General features: G+C 70.7%; 18 protein-coding genes and 2 pseudogenes. 13 read left to right on the top strand and 7 right to left on the bottom strand.

Going from position 1 to position 20,558, the window contains the following annotated elements:
* Window positions 1-45: 45 nt before the first annotated feature.
* The 3 genes from OHS16_RS25640 to OHS16_RS25630 all read right to left on the bottom strand — a co-directional run bounded on the left by OHS16_RS25640 (window position 46) and on the right by OHS16_RS25630 (window position 4,403).
* Window positions 46-1,395, bottom strand: a complete 1,350-nt coding sequence (locus OHS16_RS25640) for an ABC transporter ATP-binding protein (protein ID WP_328539603.1) — start codon at window positions 1,393-1,395, stop codon at window positions 46-48.
* Between the two features lie 119 nt (window positions 1,396-1,514).
* Window positions 1,515-3,722, bottom strand: a complete 2,208-nt coding sequence (locus OHS16_RS25635; RefSeq protein WP_328539602.1) for a molybdopterin oxidoreductase family protein — start codon at window positions 3,720-3,722, stop codon at window positions 1,515-1,517.
* A gap of 75 nt (window positions 3,723-3,797) precedes the next feature.
* Entirely contained in the window at window positions 3,798-4,403 is a 606-nt protein-coding gene (locus OHS16_RS25630; protein ID WP_328539601.1) for a TetR/AcrR family transcriptional regulator, read from the bottom strand.
* Window positions 4,404-4,516: 113 nt separating this feature from the next.
* Between OHS16_RS25630 and hmgA the strand changes: the two genes are divergently transcribed.
* The 4 genes from hmgA (at window position 4,517) to OHS16_RS25610 (ending at window position 9,163) form a co-directional block, all read left to right on the top strand.
* Complete coding sequence (hmgA, locus tag OHS16_RS25625; RefSeq protein WP_328539600.1) at window positions 4,517-5,836, top strand: homogentisate 1,2-dioxygenase; 1,320 nt, start codon at window positions 4,517-4,519, stop codon at window positions 5,834-5,836.
* 19 nt (window positions 5,837-5,855) lie between these two features.
* A complete protein-coding gene (locus OHS16_RS25620; RefSeq protein WP_328539599.1) occupies window positions 5,856-6,602 on the top strand; it encodes a GntR family transcriptional regulator in 747 nt (248 codons plus the stop codon).
* Window positions 6,603-6,625: 23 nt separating this feature from the next.
* Window positions 6,626-7,834, top strand: coding sequence for a type ISP restriction/modification enzyme (locus tag OHS16_RS25615; protein ID WP_328539598.1), 1,209 nt, complete (start codon window positions 6,626-6,628; stop codon window positions 7,832-7,834).
* Between the two features lie 123 nt (window positions 7,835-7,957).
* Window positions 7,958-9,163: a CaiB/BaiF CoA transferase family protein gene (locus OHS16_RS25610; protein WP_328539597.1), complete on the top strand. Its 1,206-nt coding sequence runs from the start codon at window positions 7,958-7,960 to the stop codon at window positions 9,161-9,163.
* Window positions 9,164-9,226: 63 nt separating this feature from the next.
* Here the strand turns inward: OHS16_RS25610 and OHS16_RS25605 are convergent, their stop codons facing one another.
* Both OHS16_RS25605 and OHS16_RS25600 read right to left on the bottom strand, forming a co-directional pair.
* Window positions 9,227-9,490 (bottom strand): hypothetical protein, encoded by a 264-nt coding sequence (locus OHS16_RS25605; protein WP_328539596.1) that lies wholly within the window; start codon window positions 9,488-9,490, stop codon window positions 9,227-9,229.
* Window positions 9,491-9,813: 323 nt separating this feature from the next.
* A complete protein-coding gene (locus OHS16_RS25600; protein WP_328539595.1) occupies window positions 9,814-10,623 on the bottom strand; it encodes an SGNH/GDSL hydrolase family protein in 810 nt (269 codons plus the stop codon).
* A 155-nt stretch (window positions 10,624-10,778) separates the two neighbouring features.
* Here OHS16_RS25600 and OHS16_RS25595 point away from each other — a divergent pair, with 155 nt between their 5' ends.
* The 6 genes and pseudogenes from OHS16_RS25595 (at window position 10,779) to OHS16_RS25570 (ending at window position 16,726) form a co-directional block, all read left to right on the top strand.
* Window positions 10,779-11,156 (top strand): hypothetical protein, encoded by a 378-nt coding sequence (locus OHS16_RS25595; protein WP_328539594.1) that lies wholly within the window; start codon window positions 10,779-10,781, stop codon window positions 11,154-11,156.
* Window positions 11,157-11,521: 365 nt separating this feature from the next.
* Window positions 11,522-12,385 carry a glycosyltransferase family 2 protein gene (locus OHS16_RS25590; RefSeq protein WP_328539593.1) on the top strand — a complete coding sequence of 288 codons (864 nt, stop codon included), beginning with the start codon at window positions 11,522-11,524 and terminating at the stop codon, window positions 12,383-12,385.
* A complete protein-coding gene (locus tag OHS16_RS25585; RefSeq protein ID WP_328539592.1) occupies window positions 12,382-13,449 on the top strand; it encodes a glycosyltransferase family 2 protein in 1,068 nt (355 codons plus the stop codon). Before OHS16_RS25590 ends, OHS16_RS25585 begins: the two co-directional genes overlap by 4 nt.
* A complete protein-coding gene (locus OHS16_RS25580) occupies window positions 13,446-14,252 on the top strand; it encodes a polysaccharide deacetylase family protein (protein WP_328539591.1) in 807 nt (268 codons plus the stop codon). Before OHS16_RS25585 ends, OHS16_RS25580 begins: the two co-directional genes overlap by 4 nt.
* Window positions 14,194-15,567: pseudogene (locus OHS16_RS25575) on the top strand (lipopolysaccharide biosynthesis protein); the annotation flags it as partial. The gene OHS16_RS25580 and the pseudogene OHS16_RS25575, both read left to right, overlap by 59 nt.
* A 64-nt stretch (window positions 15,568-15,631) precedes the next feature.
* Window positions 15,632-16,726, top strand: a complete 1,095-nt coding sequence (locus OHS16_RS25570) for a DUF5925 domain-containing protein (protein WP_328539590.1) — start codon at window positions 15,632-15,634, stop codon at window positions 16,724-16,726.
* A 42-nt stretch (window positions 16,727-16,768) separates the two neighbouring features.
* On the opposite strand, the gene OHS16_RS25565 is transcribed toward OHS16_RS25570, so the two are convergent.
* Window positions 16,769-17,143, bottom strand: a complete 375-nt coding sequence (locus OHS16_RS25565; RefSeq protein ID WP_328539589.1) for a GntR family transcriptional regulator — start codon at window positions 17,141-17,143, stop codon at window positions 16,769-16,771.
* An 82-nt stretch (window positions 17,144-17,225) separates the two neighbouring features.
* Between OHS16_RS25565 and OHS16_RS25560 the strand changes: the two genes are divergently transcribed.
* Together OHS16_RS25560 and OHS16_RS25555 are read left to right on the top strand one after the other, a co-directional pair.
* Window positions 17,226-18,146 carry a GNAT family N-acetyltransferase gene (locus OHS16_RS25560; RefSeq protein ID WP_328539588.1) on the top strand — a complete coding sequence of 307 codons (921 nt, stop codon included), beginning with the start codon at window positions 17,226-17,228 and terminating at the stop codon, window positions 18,144-18,146.
* On the top strand, window positions 18,127-18,609 hold the full coding sequence (locus OHS16_RS25555; RefSeq protein WP_328539587.1) for a DUF402 domain-containing protein: 483 nt from the start codon (window positions 18,127-18,129) through the stop codon (window positions 18,607-18,609). Before OHS16_RS25560 ends, OHS16_RS25555 begins: the two co-directional genes overlap by 20 nt.
* A gap of 51 nt (window positions 18,610-18,660) precedes the next feature.
* Here the strand turns inward: OHS16_RS25555 and OHS16_RS25550 are convergent.
* Window positions 18,661-19,233: pseudogene (locus tag OHS16_RS25550) on the bottom strand (class I SAM-dependent methyltransferase); the annotation flags it as partial.
* A 322-nt stretch (window positions 19,234-19,555) separates the two neighbouring features.
* Between OHS16_RS25550 and OHS16_RS25545 the strand changes: the two are divergent.
* Window positions 19,556-20,542 carry a lytic polysaccharide monooxygenase auxiliary activity family 9 protein gene (locus OHS16_RS25545; RefSeq protein WP_328539586.1) on the top strand — a complete coding sequence of 329 codons (987 nt, stop codon included), beginning with the start codon at window positions 19,556-19,558 and terminating at the stop codon, window positions 20,540-20,542.
* Window positions 20,543-20,558 lie beyond the last annotated feature (16 nt).

Genomic DNA, 20,558 nt, shown 5'->3' with positions numbered 1-20,558 from the left:
GGACCCGGCGGTGCTGTGTCCGCCGGGCCGGCTGCCGGAACAGCCTCAGAGCGGACCCTGGTCGAGGCCGGGGAGGTCTCTCGGCGCGGGGCAGATCCTGCGGCCGTAGTTGTCGAACACATAGAGATGGGCGAGATCGACCAGAAGCGGCACCTGGGCGCCGGTGCGCACCCGCAGATCAGGGCTGGTGCGCACCACCAGGTCGCTGGCGCCCATCGAGCGGCGGTCCGGGGTGTGCGTCGGTTCGGGCTCTGCGGCGTCGAGGACCACAACGGGCCCCGAGACGTGCTGAGCTGCCCGCTCCTTCAGCCGGGTGAGCACACCGGTCGCCGCGGCGCTCTTGCGGCGACGGGAGACAGGACCCGGCCGGGGCGACTCCAGGTCCGGCACGACAGCGGGCTGCGAGCCGGTGTTGAGATGTACCAGCGCCTCATGGCCCTGGTACTCCATGTGCTCGACCAGGCCGCTGATCGCCACCTCGCCGGGGCGGGCCTGGCTGGGCGGAGCGATCCTCACGGCCTCGGAGCGCAGGCCGACGATGAGCTGTCTGCCCTGCTGGATACGGAGCAACTGGTGGTCGGTGCTGAGTGGTTCGGGAAGACGCAGCCGTTGCCGGCCGAGATCGATCGACATCGCGCCGTCCAGCGGCGCATGCACCACGGCCTGGAGCAGATTGATCCGGGGGGTGCCGATGAACGCGGCGACGAAGACGTTCTCCGGCAGGCCGTACGCGTCGCGCGGCTTGCTGATCTGCTGGAGGACTCCTCCGCGCATCACCGCGACGCGGTCGCCCAGTGACATCGCCTCGGACTGGTCGTGCGTCACATAGATGGTGGTGACGCCCAGTTCACGGGTGAGCTGGGCGATCTCGGCCCTGAGGTGGTTGCGGAGCTTGGCGTCGAGGTTCGACAGCGGCTCGTCCATCAGGAAGACCGAGGGCCGCCGGGAGATGGCCCGGCCCATGGCGACGCGCTGCCGCTCACCGCCCGAGAGCTGGCCGGGATACCGGTCGAGGACGTCCTCGATGCCGAGCATCCGGGCGGTTGCCTCGACGCGCACCGATGAGTCCTCGCCCGGGGCCTCGAAACGCAGCGGGAAACCGATGTTGTCGCGGCTCGTCATGCTCGGGTAGAGCGCGAAGTTCTGGAAGACCATGGCCATACCCCGCTGCCCGGGCGGCAGATGGTTGGCGTACTGGCCGTCGAGCAGCACCTCGCCATCGGTGACGTCCTCCAGCCCGGCGATCATGCGGAGAACGGTCGATTTCCCGCACCCGGAGGGGCCCAGCAGTACGAGGAATTCGCCGGGCTCCACGTCGATCGACACGCGGTCGACGGCGCGGACGCCCCGGTCGTACGTCTTGGTGATGCTCTGCAGAGAGATGGCGCGAGACATGGAATTCCGTCCGGGGCAATCAGCACGGCGGCTGTGACCAGAAGAGACGACTGGGCCGCAAGTTAGCCGGTTGCCGACCGGTTGGGAATGGCCTGAACCGACCTTTCCTTACGCTCAGCTCATGCCCGTTGTACGGAGCGCCCCGTTCCGGCCGGAGTCACCTCCACCGGGAAGCCGTTGAGCACCGCGGTGCCGGACAGCGGGTCCAGCAGCGTGCCGTCGAGCAGCTGGTTCACATTGACTCCCGGGCGCCTCGCGGCGACCGACAGCCGGGTACCTGCCCGGTCGTGACCCCAGCCGTGCGGCAGGCTCACCACTCCGGCCCTGACGGCATCGGTCACCTCCACCGGGACTTCGAGCGCGCCGCCCGCCGAACTGATCCGGGCGGCGGCGCCGTCGGAGAGCCCCAGACGCTCGGCGTCCTGGGGGCTGACCTGAAGCGTGCAGGTGTTGGACCCGCCGTTCAGCGCGGGGAGGTTGTGCATCCAGCTGTTGTTCGAGCGCAGATGACGGCGGCCCACGAGGACGAGTCCGGCGCGACGCCCCTCCAGCGACCTGCGGAGCCTGGGCAGATCGGCGGCGATGGGTGCCGGGCAGAGCTCGATGCGTCCACTGCGGGTCCTGAGCACCTGCGGTATGCGCGGTTGCAGGGGGCCCAGGTCGATGCCGTGCGGGTGGTCGATGAGCCGGTCCAGTGTCAGATCGTACGGCCCCAGACGGAGCATCAGATCGAGCCGCCGCTCGGGCCCGGTGCGTCCGGAGAGCTGTCCTGCCGACGCCGCGGCCGCGCCGGCCCTGGCCAGCGTACGGTCGATCGCCATCGCGTCGACGTCCGCCGGGTCGGCGCCGTGCTTGCCGCTCACCGCCAGGATCAGCCGGGCGTGGATCTCGCTCTCGTCGAGCAGACCGGGTGCCAGCGGTACGGCGGGGCGGGAGTAGCGGGCCTGGTTGCGGACGGCCAGGGTGTTGAAGACATAGTCGAAATGGGCGCTCTGCGAGGACGGCGGAGGAGGCAGTACGACGTCCGCGTGGCGTGAGGTCTCATTGAGGTACGGGTCGATGCTGACCATGAGGTCCAGCCCCGCCAGGGCCTTGTCGAGGCGGTCTCCGTCCGGCGCGGAGAGCACCGGATTGGCCGCGATGGAGATCACCGCGCGGATCTGTCCTTCGCCCGGGGTCTCGATCTCCTCGGCGAGCACGGTGATCGGCAGCTCCCCCTTCACCTCGGGGTGGCCGCTCACCCTGCTGTGCCAGCGGCCGAGCGCGAACCCCTTGCCGGGGGCCGCCGGCCGGGGGGCACGGTCGGTGGCGGAAAGCGGGAAGAGGGCGCCGCCCGGCCGGTCGAGATTGCCGGTGAGGATGTTGAGCACGTCGACCAGCCAGTTGGCCAGGGTGCCGAACTCCACGGTGGAGCTGCCCACCCGGCCGTAGACGGCGGCCCTCGGTGCGGCGGCGAGGTCCCGGGCGAGCGTGCGGATGACCCCGGGGTCGATGTCGCAGGCGCCGGCGACCGCCTCGGGGCTGAACTCCCTCACGCACTCCTCGACTTCGGCGACCCCTTCGACATGCGCCGCGAGCGCGCCCAGGTCGGTTAGCTTCTCCTCGAAGAGGGTGTGAGCGAGCGCCGCGAGCAGCAGCGCGTCCGTTCCCGGCCGGATCGCCAGGTGGGTGTCGGCCGTTTTCGCGGTCCGGGTACGGCGCGGATCGACCACGGTGAGGGTGCCGCCGCGCCTGCGCAGCGCCTTGAGCCGGCCCGGGAAGTCGCCGGCCGTGCAGAGACTGCCGTTGGATTCGAGCGGGTTGGCCCCGAGGAGCAGCAGATGGTCGGTGCGGTCGAGGTCGGGCACCGGGATGGCGAGCGGATCACCGAAGAGCAGCCCGCTGGAGACATGCTTGGGCATCTGGTCGAGGGTGCTCGCCGTGAAGAGGTTGCGGCTGCCGAGCGCACCGAGCATCAGCGGCGGGTAGAGCGCCCCCGCGACGGTGTGGACATTGGGATTGCCGAGCACGATCCCGACCGCGTCCGGGCCGTGCTCCTCGATCAGCGGCCGGATACGAGCGGCGATGAACCCGAAGGCCTCGTCCCAGGTCGCTTCCCGCAGCGCGCCGTCCTCGCGGACCAGCGGGGTGCGCAGCCGGTCGGGATCGGCGTCGAGTTCTCCGAAGGACGCCCCCTTGGGGCAGATGAACCCCTTGCTGAACACGTCGTCGCGGTCGCCCCGCGCGCCGGTCACCCGGGTTCCCTCGATGGTGAGCGTCAGACCGCAGGTGGCCTCGCAGAGCGGGCAGATGCGCAGAGCGGTACGTACGGCGTCGGGTGAAAGCACGAGCCCTCCCGGGGCGGCGACAGTGGCGCACAGGCAACCTGAGCATACCGACCGGTAGGCATGTATGGGAGGGGGTCAGTCGAGCAGGGGCGCCAGATACGCGTGCAGCAGCTCCCGGGTCTCCATGATCAGCTCGCCGTCCCCCGAAGGGCGGGCGCGGAAGGCGAGCTGCAACAGCGCGTCGGTGACCTCCACACCCACCAGCACCTTGCGGCGCAGCCTGCCGTCGGCCGGCCGGCCGAGATGGGCGGCGAGCAGTTCGGTCAGCCGGTCCGCGACCTTCGGATTCGGCTCGTCCAGCGCCCCGGGGCCACCGAAGTCGACGAACGCGAAGCCGGGGACGTTACGTTTCATCGCCAGGTACTCGTCGAGCACGACATCGATCACACCGCGCCAGTCGGCCGCCGGAACGGCCGCCAGCCGGTCCACGATCCGCACGGCATAGCGGTCCAGATTGCGCTGCGCCAGAGCGTCGGCCATGGCGCGCTTGTTGCCGAAGAACCGGTAGACGGACCCGATGGGGACACCGGCCCGCGCGGCGACGGAGCGTGTCGTGAGCTGCTCGTAGCCCCCTTCGTCCAGGATCTCCGCACAGGAATCCAGTATCCGGGTGAGACGTTCGGCGCTTCGCTGCTGGACGGGGGCGCGGCGGAGCGCCTTCGGGTCGGCCATGGGCTCCATGATGCCCCCGCGGCCGGCCCCCTCCGGGGGCGCGTCCTGTTTGCCCCCGTTGACGGGCAGTAAGCGCAATCCTACTGTTGAACATAGGATTCCTTCGGCACCGGGAGCGGACCATGAGCACCATCGAGCAGGCGAGGAAGACGGCGGACGCCCTGACGTACTCCTCGGGCTTCGGTAACGAGCACAGTTCGGAGGCGGTCGCCGGCGCCCTGCCGCACGGGCGGAACTCCCCGCAGCGCGCACCGCTCGGCCTGTACGCGGAGCAGCTCAGCGGCGCCGCCTTCACCGAGCCCCGTGCCCACAACCGCCGTTCCTGGCTCTACCGCATCAGGCCGTCGGCGTCCCACCCGCCCTTCGTGCGGATCGACAACGGCGCGGTGCGCTGCGCGCCGTTCACCGACAGGGCCCCCGACCCGAACCGGCTCCGCTGGAGCCCGCTCCCCGAGCCCGCGCCGGGCACGGACTTCCTGGACGGCCTGTGGACGCTCGGCGGCAACGGCGACGCAGCCCAGCGCACCGGGATGGCGGTGCATCTGTACCATGCCAACTCCTCCATGACCGACCGGGTGTTCAGCGATGCGGACGGGGAGCTGCTCATCGTCCCCGAGCGTGGCGGCATGCTCATCAGGACCGAGTTCGGACTGCTGCGCGCGGCCCCCGGCCAGGTCGCGCTGATCCCGCGCGGTGTGCGCTTCCGTGTCGAGCTGCTCGACGGATGCGCCCGGGGCTATGTCTGCGAGAACTACGGGCGCCCCTTCCAGCTCCCCGACCTGGGCCCGATCGGAGCCAACGGCCTCGCCAACGCGCGGGACTTCCTGGCCCCGGCAGCCGCGTACGAGGAGGAGGAGCGGGAGGTCGAGGTGGTCAACAAGTTCTGCGGCAACCTCTGGTCCGCGGTGTACGACCACTCGCCGCTGGATGTCGTGGCATGGCATGGCAACCATGTCCCCTACGTCTACGACCTGCGCAGGTTCAACGTGCTGGGGTCCATCAGCTACGACCATCCCGACCCGTCGATCTTCACGGTGCTCACCTCGCCGTCCGACACCCCGGGGCTGGCAGGCGTCGACTTCGTGGTCTTCGCGCCGCGCTGGCTGGTGGGCGAGGACACGTTCCGGCCGCCGTACTTCCACCGCAATGTCATGAGCGAGTACATGGGCCTCATCGAGGGCGCCTACGACGCGAAAGCGGAGGGATTCGTCCCCGGCGGGGGCTCGCTGCACAACATGATGTCCGCGCACGGCCCCGACCGGGAGACCTTCGAGCGGGCCGGCGCCGCCGAACTCGAACCGCAGAAGATCGACGACGGGCTCGCCTTCATGTTCGAGACCCGCTGGCCGCTCACGGCGACCGGGCAGGCGGCCACCGCGGACCATCTGCAGGCGGGGTACGACGACGTGTGGCAGGGTCTCCAGCGCCACTTCCGGTCGTAAGTACATACGGAGAAGCCCCGTGACCGCCTTCGCGCCCGACTCGCTGGTCCTGAACCGCAAGCTGCCGCTCTGGTACCAGGTCTCGCAGTCGCTGCGCGCCTCGATACTGGGCCGGCGCCCGCACGACCCGCTGCGGCTGCCCACCGAGGAACAGCTCGCAGGGCACTACGGCGTCAGCGTGCTCACCATGCGCCAGGCGCTCAAGGAGCTGGAGACCGAAGGACTGATCAGCAGGCACCGGCGGCGCGGCACCTTCATCGCCCCGGGGGCGCGTCCCAGTGCTCCGCGCCGGCTGCTGGGTTCCATCGACGCGATCGTCGCCCAGCAGTCCGGCGAGCTCACCACCGTGCTCAGCCACGGTCCGATGGCGGTGCCCGGTGAGCTCGCCGAGCACTTCCCTGGCCTGGACGAGGTTGTCGGCTACACCAGGCTGCGCTGCGACGAGAGCGGGGAGCCCACCAACTGGGCGGAGAACGCGCTGCGTCCGGAGATCGCGGCCGCGGTGGACGTCGCCGATCTGGAGCGCTGGCCGATGACCAAGGTGCTGCGCGACGGGGTCGGAGTGCGGATCAGCCGGATCACGGACACCGTCCAGGCCACCCTGGCCGACCCCGCGACGGCCGGACTGCTCAAGGTGCCCCTGCTCTCGCCGATCCTGCACTACACGGGGGTCACCTACGACGAGCGGGGGCGGGTGGTGGATGTGGCGCGGATCCGCTACCGGGGGGACAGGTTCTCCTTCTCCGTCACGGTGGAAGCCCCGTAGCGCTCAGCCGCCACGGCACTAGCATGCGGAACGTGACGGATGAAGCGCCCCTGCTGGACGAACTGATGCCCTGGTCGGTCGCGCCCCTGCGGCTGGGGCGCGGCTGGGCGATGGCGCCCGACGCGGGGTCGCTGAAGGCCCGCTGGGAGAGGCTCATCCGGGCCGAAGGGGCCGAGCGCGAGAGGTTGTTCCGGTCCACCAGGGCCCGTACACCGGGCAGCTCGGTCGCGGCGCTGCCCGGCCAGCGGACCGGAACCGGACGGCTCGCACGTGAGTCGGGGCCGTGTCCCGCGCCGGTCCGGATGGCGCACGGACCGTTCGACGAGCAGTGGCTGATCCCCGACCACCGACTGCTCGACGCGGCCCGTCCCGAGCTCTGGCGGGTGGCCGACGACCGGCAGCTCTTCGCCGTCGAGCAGGGTCACGCGCAGCCGGATGCCGGGCCGGTCCTGACCGTCAGCGCGCTGCTTCCCGACGGCAGCGCACCCGCCGGCCGACCGGGCCGGATCCGGCCGCTCTACCGAAGGCCGGGCGGGATCGAGCCCAATCTCGCGCCGGGGCTGCCGGCCCGGCTGACCGCGCACTACGGGCGCGAGGTCACCGCCGAGCAGATCCTCGCCTGGGCCCTGACCGCGGGTGTCGGCTCGCCGCAAGGCTGTGTCGTACCGCTCACCGCCGACCCGGACCTCTGGCAAGCCGGGGTCGAACTGGGACAGCGGGCCCTGCGGATCCAGCTGCGCGGTGCCCACGGCGGCGGACGCCCGCGGCTGCCCGGCGGGCGGCGTCCCTATGTGCGGGCCGCCGTTCCGGCCCGCCCCGGGGGTATCGCCTACGAACCCGAAGGCGAGTGCCTGCTGCTCGGATCGGGGCGTATCTCGCCGGTGCCGGCCGGAGCCTGGGACTTCACAGCCGGTGGGGCCCGGGTGCTCGAGCTGTGGTTCGAGAGCCGCACGGCGCTGAGCGAACCGGACACCCTGGAGGCGCTGCGGCCGCCCGGCTGGCTCCAGGAGTGGACGTCGGAACTGCTCGAGCTGATCACCACGCTCGCGCTTCTCGGGGAGCTGCGGACGTCCCGGAACGACGTACGGCAGGCTCTGCGGACCGGTACCGGCATCGGCCGGTCCGAACTGTCGGACGCCGGTGTGCTGCCGGCGCCCGCGGCCGCCCGTCTGCCCGCATCGGTGCTCGATCACCACGAGGAGGGCCCCGAAGGCCAGTTCGCGCTGCTGTGACCCGCAGCGCTGTCCGGTGACGCGCGCCGCAGCAGGCACCGGGCCGTCCGGCGACGCCTCCGCTTCCCACCGGCATCTGCTCCCCACCGGCATACGCGGACCCGGGAGGAGGATCATGCGGGGGTGACCCATTCCCCCGCCCAGCCCCTCCCGCTCGAAGGCATCACCGTCGTAGCCGTCGAACAAGCCGTCGCGGCGCCCTTCGCCACGCGCCAGCTCGCCGATCTCGGTGCCCGCGTCATCAAGGTCGAACGCCCGGACGGAGGCGACTTCGCCCGTGGGTACGACACGGCGGCGCGCGGTCTCGCCTCGCACTTCGTCTGGTGCAACCACGGCAAGGAGTCCATCGCCGTCGACCTCAAGGATCCGCGCGGTCTCCGGATCGTGCGCCGGCTCATCGAGGATGCCGACGTGTTCGTACAGAACCTCGCCCAGGGGGCGGCCGCCAGGATGGGCCTCGACGCGGCCGCGCTCTGCGCCGCGCATCCCCGGCTGGTGGCCGTGGACATCTCCGGCTACGGCTCCGGCGGACCGTACGCCCACAAGCGGGCCTACGACATGCTCGTGCAGTGCGAGGCAGGGCTGGTGTCGGTCACCGGCTCCCCTGAACAGCCCGCGAAGGCCGGCATTCCGGCCGCGGACATCGCGGCGGCCATGTACGCCTTCTCCGGGGTGCTGGCGGCCTTGCTCCGCCGCGGCACCACCGGGCTCGGCGGACCGGTGGAGATCTCGATGCTGGAGTCCCTCGGCGAATGGATGGGGCACCCCCTGCACCATGGGATGCACGGAGGCACAGCCCCGGCGCGCACCGGTGTGGCGCACGCCGTCATCGTGCCCTACGACGCCTACCCGACGGCCGACGGCGGTCAGGTACTGCTCTCGGTGCAGAACGACCGGGAGTGGCGCCGCCTCGCCGAACAGGTGCTGCGCAGGCCGGAGCTGGCGGACGATCCGGCCTTTGCCACGAACAGGGCGCGGACGGAGCACCGCGAGCGGACGGACCAGGTGGTCGCCGCCGCGCTGGCCACTCTGAGCACCGAGGAAGCGGTGGTCGGGCTCGAGGCGGCGGGCATCGCCTGTGCCCGGCTCAACTCGGTGTCCGATCTGGCCGCGCACCCTCAGCTCGCGGCACGGGACCGGTGGAGGGACGTCGGGTCTGCGGTGGGGCCTTTGCGGGCTCTGCTGCCGCCGATCACCTTGCCGGGTGGGGAGGGCCCGCGGATGGGCAGAGTGCCGGAACTCGGCGAGCACACCGACGCGCTGCTGGAGGCCCTGGGGATGACGGAAGGGCCGAGGGCAGCGCTGCGCCGGGACGGTGTGATCGCCTGAGCGCCCGTAGGTTGTCGAAGGCGGTTCAGCCGGTGATCCGGTCGGCCGTTACGGTCGGAGGCTTCAGCCGCGGCTGCCGAAGAGCGAGCGGCGCAGCCGCCGCAGTGGCGCGAACAGCTTGACCCGCGCTCCCCTGCCCGTGCTGGAGTGCGCGACGTCGCGTGAGGTCAGCTCACGCATCAGCGATGTCGCCTCCGCGGATTCCCGCTGCGGGACGACAGGGCCGCCCAGCACCGAGAGATGGCGGTCGAGGCGCGAACTGGTCGCACCGCTCCCGCAGGTGATCGCAGGCACTCGTGGCCTGCTGCGCACTGTTATCTGTTCCATGTCACTCCCCACCCGTACGAGGGCACCCGGCCCGGGGCACACTAACCCTATCGTCCCCCGATGACACCCGTGTATCCCGGGCGCCGGATTCACCTTCCCCGTACGGGGGTTGACCGCCCCTTGCGAATCCGTGCGATTCCGGGCGGAGTTGGTCACGGACCCAGCGGCGGGCCCGGCAGCGCGGGACCGATGCCGGCCGGCCCGGAGAGGCTGACGCCGCGGTGCGAGCCGCGGCGGGGCACCGGACGGGGGCCCCGCCGCACCGTATCGCCCGCCCGGCAGGCCCCTGCGGATCGCCCCGCAGGGGCCGCGGCCCCCTTCGCTCAGTCCTGAGCGTTGAGGACGGGCAGATAGCCGCCGGACTGTCCGGCCGCCGTCGGGTGGTACGACTCGGTGAGGTTGAACAGGTTGACACTGTGCAGCCAGCTGCTGCTCGAGCAGATCTCGTGCCCGGTGAAGGTGGAGATGACATCACCGAAGGCGAATCCGTGGTCGGCCGCCCGCTTGGCGGTCACCTGGTTGATGTGGTCGGACGCCGCGTTGATCGCGCTGCGTTCGCTCTCGCTCAGCCCGGCGATGCAGCTGCCGTTCAGCCGGTAGAAGCGCGGATAGCCGAGCACCACGACATGCGCCGCGGGAGCCCGGGCGGTGATGGCCGAGTACACCTGGTCGAGCAGACCCGGGAGGGTCGAGTCGATGTAGCCGTTGGCTGTGGCGATGCGGGCGAGGCAGGTGGACTCCGAGTGCAGCACACACGTCGTCATGGTGTCCGCGAAGCCCGCGTCGTTGCCGCCGATCGTGAGGGAGACGAGGTCGGTCGAGGCGTTGAGCGAGGAGAGCTGTCCGTTCAGAACATCACCCGTACGAGCGCCCGAGCAGGCGTCGAAGTGGAACGAAGAGGGCGAGTGGGCCGCGGCCCAGAGGGCCGGATAAGCGACTGTGCTGCGCAGGCAGTCGCCGCTTGAACTGTCGTAGCTGCCGGATCCGACGCCCGACGAGTACGAGTCGCCGAGGGCCACGTAGTCGGTGGACGCGGCCTGTTGGGCAGCCTGTGCCGCGCCCGCCCCGGTGAGGGCGAGTCCGACGGCGAGCAGGAGTGAGGAAGAGAGTGTCGCGATTCGGGACAGTTTCATGGAACCTCCCTTAGCAGGATTTCCGCCTCAACTGTCGTACCAGGTCACAGGTGTTGCCGGAAGTGTCCATGCCAACTATTCAGTAACTTGACGGTCAACTCGGCCTACGCGACATTGAAGCCCGGCATCCGACGCTTCGGGGGGAAACGTCGCCCATGCAAACGATGAGTAACAACCCGTCAGCAGCCCGGCCGCACTCGACTCCACTACTCGCCGGCGCAGCCCTCACGGTCTCGGGGGCCGGCGCCGCGCTGGCTCTCTCCGATCTCGCGTCGCCCCTGCGCGCGCCCTTCACTCTCTTCTTCCTCTTCGTGGCGCCCGTCGCCGGGATTTCGGCGGCGCTGCGCGGCGTGGAGCCGTTCACGCGACTGATGGTCTCGTCCGCGGGAGCGATGGCTCTCGATGCGCTTGTTGCCGAAATCATGCTGACCGCGGATATCTGGTCGGCGCGCAGTGGTGTGGCAGCAATCGCGGCGATCAGTTCCCTGCTTCTCCTGTTGCCTCCGGTGCGACACCGGAGGCGGGAACGATAAATTCCGCGCAACTGCGCCGGATTAAGGCCAAAAACCCAAAAACGAGGCCTTGTGCCCGGTCTTGCCATACAGTCCTATTCGTCAATATCTTCGTACTTCACCCGCATCGGTCCATCACGCACAGCGGCACAAGGGGAGGGCTCGAGCGCCGCGATGGTTCGGTGACGGGGCGCGGTAGGGGGGTGCTGCGGACGGCGGACTTCGTCGCCGGGCCGCGGGCCGCGCAACCAGTCGTACCAGCTCACCAGGCATGCACGGTGCTCCATTCCGGCATGCCCGAAAGGTGAGAACCCCCCTTTCGAACCGGAACATCATCCGGGCCGCCCGGGGGTGGGCGGCCCACCGGTGGAGAGGGAAAAAGACTGATGAGTTCTTTTCTGAGTTCGGCGGCTCCGGGTCAGGATCCGTTAGCCGAGCCGTCCAGAAACGGCAATCAAACGGTCACGTCGGCTGTTCGAATAGCAGTCTCGTACAAGCCCGTGTCCTCTCATCTCGCGATCGCTCCTCTTGTGAGTGTTGTGATTCCTGCGATGAATGAGGCGAAGAATCTGCCGTACGTCTTCACATCGCTTCCCGACTGGATCCACGAAGTCGTACTGGTGGACGGAAATTCGACCGATGACACCATCGACGTCGCACGCGGACTCCGGCCCGACGTGGTGGTCGTGAAACAGAGCGGAAAGGGAAAAGGCGACGCGCTGATCACCGGATTCGCCGCCTGCTCCGGGGAGATCATCGTCATGGTCGACGCCGACGGCTCGGCCGATGGCCAGGAGATCGTCAGCTATGTGTCCGCCCTGGTCGGAGGTGCCGACTTCGCCAAGGGTTCGCGCTTCGCCAACGGCGGTGGCACCGATGACATGACACCGATCCGCAAACTGGGCAACTGGGTGCTGTGTTCGGTCGTCAACCGCAAGTTCGGCGCCCGCTACACCGATCTCTGCTACGGCTACAACGCCTTCTGGCGGCACTGCCTCGAAAGGATCAGCCTGGACTGCACCGGCTTCGAGATCGAGACCCTGATGAACATCCGGGTGGTCAAGGCGGGCCTCCGCGTGCAGGAGGTGCCCAGCCACGAGTACAACCGCATCCACGGTGTCAGCAATCTCAGCGCCGTTCGGGACGGCATCCGGGTCCTCAGAGTGATCCTCAGGGAGAAGGGCTTCCGCCGTGTGAAGACCCGCCCCGGAGCCATCGGTCTCAACGCCGGCCGGGGAGCCGCCACATGAGCGCCGGCGAGATCTCGGTGGTGATCTGCGTCTACACCGAGGACCGCTGGGAGGACATCCTGGCGGCGGTCGCGTCGGTGCTGCGCCAGTCACGGCCGGCCCTGGAGACACTGCTGGTGGTGGACCACAACCGCGCCCTGCTGGAGAGACTCGGCCGGTTCTACACGGACACCGGTGCCGGCAGACCGGGTGGGGCCGGGGAGGTGCGGGTGCTCCCCAACGCGGGACCCCGTGGCCTGTCCGCCGGCCGCAACACCGGGATCGCCGCCTCCCGCGGTGGGGTCATCGCCTTCCTGGACGACGACGCGGCGGCCGAGCCCGACTGGCTGCGTCACCTCGCTTCCGGATACGACGACCCCCGGGTGATGGCCGTCGGGGGGCGCACCGTGCCCGTCTGGGCCTCGGGCCACAGACCCTCATGGTTCCCTGACGAGTTCGACTGGGTGGTCGGCTGCACCTACCGGGGGCTGCCCCCCGGCAGGGTCCCTGTGCGCAATGTGCTGGGCGGGAACGCTTCCTTCCGAAGGGCGGCGTTCGAGGCCGCCGGGGGCTTCGCCACCGGTATCGGCAGGGACGGCGGCAGAAGGCCGCTGGGATGCGAGGAGACCGAACTCTGCATACGGCTGACCAGGACGCTGCCGCATGCGGTGCTGCTGATCGACGACCGCGCGGTGATCCGCCACCGGGTCCCTGCCGCGCGGGAGCGGCGCGCCTACTTCCGTACCCGCTGCTACGCCGAGGGCCTGTCCAAAGCCCTTGTCGCGCGAAGTGCCGGAACCGGCAGGGGCCTTGAGTCCGAACGGCGCTACACCACCCGGGTGCTGCCGCTGGGCGTGGCACGCGGAATCCGGGACGCGGCGCTCGGCAGACCCGGCGGCGCGGGGCGGGCGGCGGCCATCGTGTCGGGCACCGCCGCCGCGGTGGGCGGCTACCTCGTGGGGTCCCTGCGGGCCCGCAGGACCGGCGCTCGTTTCACGGCCACGGCGATCGGCCCGTCCGGCGACGGGCCGCCCCGGGGAAACCCGGCCGCAGAGAGCCGGCACCCCCGGGGGGCGGCGGCATGAGCGGCACACCGCGCCCCGTCCCGATCCTGATGTACCACGCGATCGGCCGGTGTCCCTCGCCTGCGGCGCGCCGGCTCTCCGTATCGCCCGAAGCCTTCGCCGAGCAACTGGACATGCTCGACGACGGCGGCTTCACCCCGCTCACCACGACGGAGCTGGCCCACGCCTGGCGGTCGGGGGACGCGCTTCCCCGCCGTCCGGTGCTGATCACCTTCGACGACGGATACGAGGGTGTGCACCGGCATGCCCTCCCCCTCCTCACCGCACACGGATTCGCCGCCACCCTGTTCGTGTCGACAGGATGGCTGCGCGGGGAGTGTCCGGCCGGCGACGCGCCGGACACCATGCTCGACTGGGGCCAGGTCCGGGACCTGGCCGCTGCGGGCACCGAGATCGGCGGACACAGCCACAGCCATCCGCATCTGGACCGGGTCGGCGACCGCCGGCTTCGGTTCGAGACGCTGCGCTGCAAGGAGATCATCGCGGCCGAACTCGGTCTGCCGCCCGCGTCCTTCGCTTACCCGTACGGCCATTCCAGCCGCCGGGTCCGCAGGGCCGTTCGGGCTGCCGGCTTCGCCCAGTCCCTCGCCGTGGGCAACGCACTCGCCATGCGCAGGCAGGGGCCGTACGCCCTGGAACGTCTGACGGTGCGGCGCAGTACCGGCAGGGAGGAGTTCGGACGGCTGATCGAGGGCCGCGGCCTGCTGCGCGCCTTTGCCGGGGACCGGGCTCTCACCAAGGGGTATGCCGTGGTCCGCAGAGCCTCCCAGGCCCGTCGGAAGGTCACCGGGAGCCGTGTCTGAACGACGCACCGGCGATGCGGGCTCCGGAAGGTCCGGCAGCCCGCTGTTCCGCAACGCCTACGCGCTGATGCTCAACACCGGTGTCAGCGCGGTACTGGGACTGGGCTTCTGGCTGACCGCCGCGCACTACTACACCGACTCGGCGGTCGGCCGTGGTTCGGCGGCCATCGCGGCCATGAAGTTCCTGGCGGGCATCGCCGCGGTGACGCTCACCGGGGCACTGGCCCGGTTCGTCCCCGTATCGGGAAAGGCCACCGGAAGGTTCGTCCTTCTCATGTACGGGGGCAGCTCCGCGGTCGTCGGGCTCGCAGCGGTGGTCTTCCTGCTCACCCTGAACCTCTGGGGTCCCTCATTCCGTTTTCTGCACGGTGCGGTGCACGGACTCGGATTCGTCGCGGCGGTCATCGCCTGGTCGGTGCTGACCCTCCAGGACGGGGTACTCACCGGTCTGCGCAGCGCCTGCTGGGTGCCGGCCGGCAACACGGCCTTCTCCGCGCTGAAGCTGCTGCTGCTGGTGGCGATCGCGTCCGCCGCCCCGACCGCCGGTGTCTTCCTGGCCTGGGCGGCCGCCATCGCGGTGTCCGTGGTGCCGCTGGGGTGTCTGGTGTTCCGAAGGCTGATACCACGTCATGAGGAGCTGACGCGGCACACCGCGAGCCCGCCCGGCTGCCGGGAGCTGGGCCGTTTCCTGGCAGGGGACTGCACCGGCTCGCTCTTCGCGCTGGCCGTGGTCTATCTGATCCCGGTCGCCGTCGCCTCACGGGTCGGCTCCGCCGACAACGCGTACTTCTACATCACCAGCACCATCGGCGGCACGGTTGAACTGCTCGCGATCAACATGGGCGCGTCGCTCACGGTGGAAGGCGCGCACCACCCCGCGCAACTGGGGCGCGCCACGCGCGCCGCACTGGTGAGGGTGACCGCAATCGTGCTGCCGATCTGTCTTGTCCTCTTCGCGCTGGCCCCGCACATCCTGCATGTCTTCGGCGAGGGGTACGCCCGGCATGCGACCCCGCTGCTGCGCTGGCTGGTCGCCGGCGCTCTGCTGCGGGTCGTCACCGAGCTGTACTTCGCGGTACTGCGCGCCCGGAGCCGTACCACGGGACTGGTCTGTCTCCAGGGCGGGTTGTGCGCACTGGTGCTGCTCCTCACCCTGGTGCTGCTGCCGGTCATGGGGCTCACCGGGGTGGGTGTCGCGGAGGTGGCGGGTCTCTCGGCCGTCGCATCGGTCGCCGCCTGCAAGCTGTTCGGCGTGATCAGGACGCGCCACGGGCCGCAGGTATCTCAGGACAGCACCCGCCCCGCACCGGACGGGACTTCGGGCGCCGCGTCGCACAAAGCGCGTGCACAGGCCGCCACGGTGGCGGATCATGGGCGCCATGTCCGCAAACCCTGAGGCCGCCCTGCCGATCCGGCTCAATGTCGACGACAGCGACTCGCCTTCCGATGTCGTCGACGCGCTGTTCCTCGGCCGCTTCGCGACGGGCGAGCAGCCGTATTCGCACAGTTCTTCACTGGACCGGGTGAAGAAGGGGCTCACCCTGGTTCCGCCGGACGCCGCCGTGCTGCGGGCCGCCCGCGACGACGACCGCAGCGCGACCCTCGCCGAGGGCGAGGGCTGGACTCTGCTTGTCTCCCGGTGGAACCGCGGCGCCGACGTGACGGTCACCGCGGTCAGCGAGGAGCTGGCGGCGAAGGTGCTGAAGCAGGTGACGGACGGGGCACAGGACGAGCCCGAACCGCAGCCCGAGAACGTCACCATGGGGTTCTGGTACGTCTCTCCGCGCCGTGGGCCGCACCGCACCACCCGGCAGATCGCCGCGGGTACCTGGAGCGAGGTCCGGGCCAACTACACCGCGCCGGTGGCCGAGGCGCTGGACGGCCTGATGAAGGTCACCCCCGATGACATCTCCGGCCGGCTCCTGCTGCTGCACGGACCGCCCGGCACCGGGAAGACCTCGGCTCTGCGGACCCTGGCCCGCTCCTGGCGGGACTGGTGCCAGGTCGACTGCGTACTCGACCCGGAGCGGCTGTTCAACGACGTCGGCTACCTGATGGACATCGCGATCGGCGAGGACGACGGGTCCGCCAAGGGCCGCTGGCGGCTGCTGCTGCTCGAGGACTGCGACGAACTGATCCGTGGCGAGGCCAAGCACACGGCGGGCCAGGCCCTCTCCCGCCTGCTGAACCTCACGGACGGTCTTCTGGGTCAGGGTCGCAACGTCCTGGTGGGCGTGACCACCAACGAGGACCTGGAACGTCTGCATCCGGCGGTCGTCCGCCCCGGCCGCTGCCTGGCCCGTATCGAGGTGGGCTCGCTGACCCGCAAGGAGTCCGCTGCCTGGCTCGGCACCGAGAAGGGCATCGGCCGCGACGGCACCACGCTCGCTGAGCTGTACGCCCTGCGCCGGGGGGCGGGACCGGCTTCGGTGCCGGCCCAGGAGCGGGGGGCGGATGCGGGACTCTATCTGTAACGGGGTGCGGGACCGCTCCACGCGTTGCGCAGACACCGCGTCCTACTCGGTGTACACCGCGCGCAGCGCGTCATCGACCGCCGCCCGGGCGGCCTCCCGCCCCAGCCCGAGCCGTACCGCGCGCTCGGCGTAGGCACGGGCCGCGTCCGCCGCCTCGCGCTCGGCCGCGTCGCCCGTCGCGGCAACGAAGGTGCCGTTGCGGCCCCGCGTCTCGATCACGCCGTCCGCTTCGAGTGCCCGGTACGCCTTGGCCACCGTGTTGGCCGCAAGACCGAGCTCTCCGGCCAGTCCGCGCACCGTCGGCAGCCGGTAACCGGCCGGGAGCCGGCCCGAGCGGGCCTGTCCGGCGATCCGGGCACGCAGTTGCTCGTACGGCGCGATGCCGGATTCCGTATCAATGGCGATCTTCAGAGTCACTCCACGAGTGTCCCTCACTTCCGCCCCTGCGGCCGGAAAATAGGAGGCGGCAGGCGCTGGGGGCCCCGTAGCGTGCGACCTCATGACTGTGACCGTCCGTGATTTCCGGCCTGCCGACGCCGAGTCCTGGGTCCATGCGCGGCGTGCCGCACTGCCGTACATGGTGACCACTGCGGAACAGGTCGCCTTCGATCTGGCGACCGCTCACCCCGACAAGCGGTACCGGCTGCTGGTCGCGGAGGAGGACGGCGAGATCATCGGAACGGCGGAGGCCGGCATCGCGTACGACGCGGGCAGGCCCGGCCAGGGATTCTGCAATCCCTATGTCCGCCCCGGCCGGTGGGGACGCGGAGCGGGTTCGCTGCTGCTGCAGACCGCCGAGGGACATCTCGCCGGGTACGGCGCGACCGCCGTGTACGCCTGGGTGCTGGACGAGCCGGCGAACCGTACCTTCGCCGAACGCCGTGGGTACCGGGCGAGCCGCGCCGCCCACTTCCTCCGTCTCGGCATGGCCGGCGCCACGCTGCCGCCGCGGCAGGCACTGCCCCGCGGGGTGGAGTTGCGTACGGCGGCGGACTTCGCCGGCGATCCACGGCCGCTGTTCGAGGCGGACGCGGAGACCACGGCGGACGAGCCCGGCGACATCGGCGCGGTGTTCTCGGACTACGAGGACTGGCTGACGCACACCTGGCGCAACCCGGGGCTCGACCGGGAGCTGACCTCGGTGGCCGTGGTGGACGGCCGGGTCGCCGCCTTCAGCGCCGCACGGACCGACGGCCTGGCCCGGTACTCATCGGGCATGACCGGTACCCGTCGGGAATTCCGCGGCAGAGGCCTCGCCAAGCTCGTCAAGAACGACTCGCTGCACCGTGCCGCGGCGGCCGGCTATACGGAGGCGTACACCGGCAATGACACCGGCAACGGACCCATGCTGGCGATCAACCAATGGTTCGGCTACGAGATCTGCGCAACGGAGGTGCGGTATGTCCGCGAACTCGGCTGATGTCACCGTGGTCCTGCTCAAGGCGGGCCACACCAAGATCCGCTACCCCGCCACGGTCCTCTCGGACGACGGCACCGGTGTGTCGGTACGCGCCGAGTGGGCCGGAGCAGGGGTGCGGGACTTCGGGTTCGTACGTTTCGAACCGGGCGATGTCTTCACCGAGCACTACTGGCGCGACCGCTGGTACGCGGTCAAGGAGGTCCGGAACGCCGCCGGGGAGCTGAAAGGCTGGTACTGCGATGTGACCCGTCCCGCCGAGGTCTCCGGCGGTCAACTGGTGGTCGAGGACCTGGATCTCGACCTGTGGGTGTCGGCGGACGGCGCCACCGTCCTGCGCCTGGACGAGGACGAATTCGCGTCCAGTGGCCTCGCCGACCGCGACCCGGTGGCCGCCGGCCGAGCGGTTCAGGCACTCGACGAGCTCGAACTGCTGGCCGCGCGGGGGCAGTTGCCGTACGTCTGAGCCGTCGCACCGGACGGTTCGGACCCCGTCCCTCCGGTTTCCTCCGGCTCAGGCCATGGCCACCAGTACGTAGCGTTCGTCGTCGACCTCCCGGCCCCACAACGCCGGGTCCGCCGAGAGCAGGTCGTGGTGCACCGCCCTGGTGAGCGGGTCGAGGGCCGCCATCAGCTGCCCCGCGGACAGACCGACTCCGCCCCACACACCCTCGACCAGAACAAGCCTGCCACCGGGAGCCAGCAGCGAGCACCAGTGCTTGAGAGCCGCTTCGGGATCGGGCAGCAACCACACCACGTGACGGGCGAGCACCACATCGAAGGTGCGGCCACCGACCGGCGGACGGGCGGCATCCCCCAGCAGGACCTCGGCTCCGAACCCGGCCAGCTTGGTCCTGGCCTGCTCGGCCATCCGCGGCGAGAGGTCCACCGCGGTCACCCGGTGGCCCTGTTCGGCAGCGAGCAGCGCGAGGCTCCCGGTGCCGCAGCCGACGTCGAGGACCGCGGCCGCCTCGTCGGGCAGCCAGCTCTTCATCCGTGCTGCCCATGCCTTCCGCACCTCGGCGTCACGCAGGCCGTGGTCGGCCTCCTCGTCGAACGTGTCGGCAACGGCATCCCAGTTGATCGTCATGTGCCGATGCTCTCAGCCGCCTCCGACAATCGGGCTGATTGCCGTCGGCGGGGCCGGCGCGCCTCCCGGACAGAGGTCTGCCGGACCGTGCGCCGGCCCGGGCTGTGTGCGGCAGTGGTGCAGAGCGGCCGTTGGCAGCCCTTTCCACGCCCTTTCTCAGCCCCCGCTTAGCCTCGTCTTAACCCGGCCATAAAGATCACCATCAGCCGGTTCCGGCTGGCGGTTTCCGGTCTCCGGCGGGCTAGCGTGCTGAGCGCCGCACCGGGCCGGTCACCCACCCCGCCCAGCGGCTCCCACGCCCCCGCCGAAGGAGTACGCCCCGATGACCGTTCGTCACAAGGCCGCAGCCGTCGCCGCCCTCGGCATGGTGCCGGCGGCGCTGCTCGGCCTCGCTGCCGTCCCTGCCGCTGCCCACGGCTCGATGACGGACCCGGTCAGCCGGGTGTCCGCCTGCTTCGCGGAAGGACCCGAGAGCCCGGACTCCGCCGCCTGCAAGGCACTCGTCGCGGCCGGCGGGACTCAGCCGCTCTACGACTGGAACGCGGTCAATATCGCGGACGCCGCGGGGAAGTCGAAGCAGATCATCCCGGACGGGAAGCTGTGCAGCGCAGGCAACGACAAGTACAAGGGGCTCGACCTGCCGCGTGCCGACTGGCCGTCCACCCGGCTCACCGCGGGCCGGCACACCTTCCGCTACAAGGCCACCGCACCGCACAAGGGTTCCTTCGAGCTGTATCTCACCAAGGACGGCTACGACCCGGCGAAGCCACTGAAGTGGGCGGACCTGGAAGCGAAGCCGTTCGCCACGGTCACCGACCCGAAGCTGGAGAACGGCGACTACGTCTTCGACGGCACGCTCCCGGCGAAGTCGGGGCGCCATCTGATCTACTCGATCTGGCAGCGCTCGGACAGCCCGGAGGCCTTCTACACCTGCTCCGACGTGGTGTTCGGCCGGGACAACGGCGGCGCGGGGGCGGCCGCCTCGCCCGCGCCGGTGGCCTCCGCGCCGAACGCCCAGGAGATCGCCGCCGGTGCCGGCCGGTCCACCGTCTCGCATCATCACGGGAGTTCGGCCGGCTCCGTCCCGGCGCCGGAACCGTCGCACGAGGCCGGCCGGACTGCCGCCCAGGGCGGCTCGGCACCGGCCCCGGTGGCGGCGACGGGTGAGCAGAACCTCGCGGAGACGGGCGGGAACGGCGGCACCCCGTATCTGGCGATCGGCGGCGTGGCCGCCGTGGCGGTCGGGGGCGCCGCCCTGCTCGGAGCGGCCCGGCGCAGGACGGTCCCGGCAGGCCGTCGCGGCCGCTGACCCGGTGCGGGCGCGG

Origin of the sequence: Streptomyces sp. NBC_00344 (assembly GCF_036088315.1) — a bacterium.
Taxonomy (GTDB): Bacteria; Actinomycetota; Actinomycetes; order Streptomycetales; family Streptomycetaceae; genus Streptomyces.
Note: the sequence above shows the minus strand (reverse complement) of the source record. Positions and strands in the feature narration are given on the sequence as shown.

Bases quoted from the DNA above. Each gene is read 5' to 3' on its own strand.
- OHS16_RS25640 (WP_328539603.1), bottom strand. From the start codon at position 1,395: ATGTCTCGCGCCATCTCTCTGCAGAGCATCACCAAGACGTACGACCGG.
- OHS16_RS25630 (WP_328539601.1), bottom strand. From the start codon at position 4,403: ATGGAGCCCATGGCCGACCCGAAGGCGCTCCGCCGCGCCCCCGTCCAG.
- hmgA (WP_328539600.1), top strand. From the start codon at position 4,517: ATGAGCACCATCGAGCAGGCGAGGAAGACGGCGGACGCCCTGACGTAC.
- OHS16_RS25615 (WP_328539598.1), top strand. From the start codon at position 6,626: ATGCGGAACGTGACGGATGAAGCGCCCCTGCTGGACGAACTGATGCCC.
- OHS16_RS25605 (WP_328539596.1), bottom strand. From the start codon at position 9,490: ATGGAACAGATAACAGTGCGCAGCAGGCCACGAGTGCCTGCGATCACC.
- OHS16_RS25600 (WP_328539595.1), bottom strand. From the start codon at position 10,623: ATGAAACTGTCCCGAATCGCGACACTCTCTTCCTCACTCCTGCTCGCC.
- OHS16_RS25595 (WP_328539594.1), top strand. From the start codon at position 10,779: ATGCAAACGATGAGTAACAACCCGTCAGCAGCCCGGCCGCACTCGACT.
- OHS16_RS25590 (WP_328539593.1), top strand. From the start codon at position 11,522: ATGAGTTCTTTTCTGAGTTCGGCGGCTCCGGGTCAGGATCCGTTAGCC.
- OHS16_RS25585 (WP_328539592.1), top strand. From the start codon at position 12,382: ATGAGCGCCGGCGAGATCTCGGTGGTGATCTGCGTCTACACCGAGGAC.
- OHS16_RS25580 (WP_328539591.1), top strand. From the start codon at position 13,446: ATGAGCGGCACACCGCGCCCCGTCCCGATCCTGATGTACCACGCGATC.
- OHS16_RS25570 (WP_328539590.1), top strand. From the start codon at position 15,632: ATGTCCGCAAACCCTGAGGCCGCCCTGCCGATCCGGCTCAATGTCGAC.
- OHS16_RS25560 (WP_328539588.1), top strand. From the start codon at position 17,226: ATGACTGTGACCGTCCGTGATTTCCGGCCTGCCGACGCCGAGTCCTGG.
- OHS16_RS25555 (WP_328539587.1), top strand. From the start codon at position 18,127: ATGTCCGCGAACTCGGCTGATGTCACCGTGGTCCTGCTCAAGGCGGGC.
- OHS16_RS25545 (WP_328539586.1), top strand. From the start codon at position 19,556: ATGACCGTTCGTCACAAGGCCGCAGCCGTCGCCGCCCTCGGCATGGTG.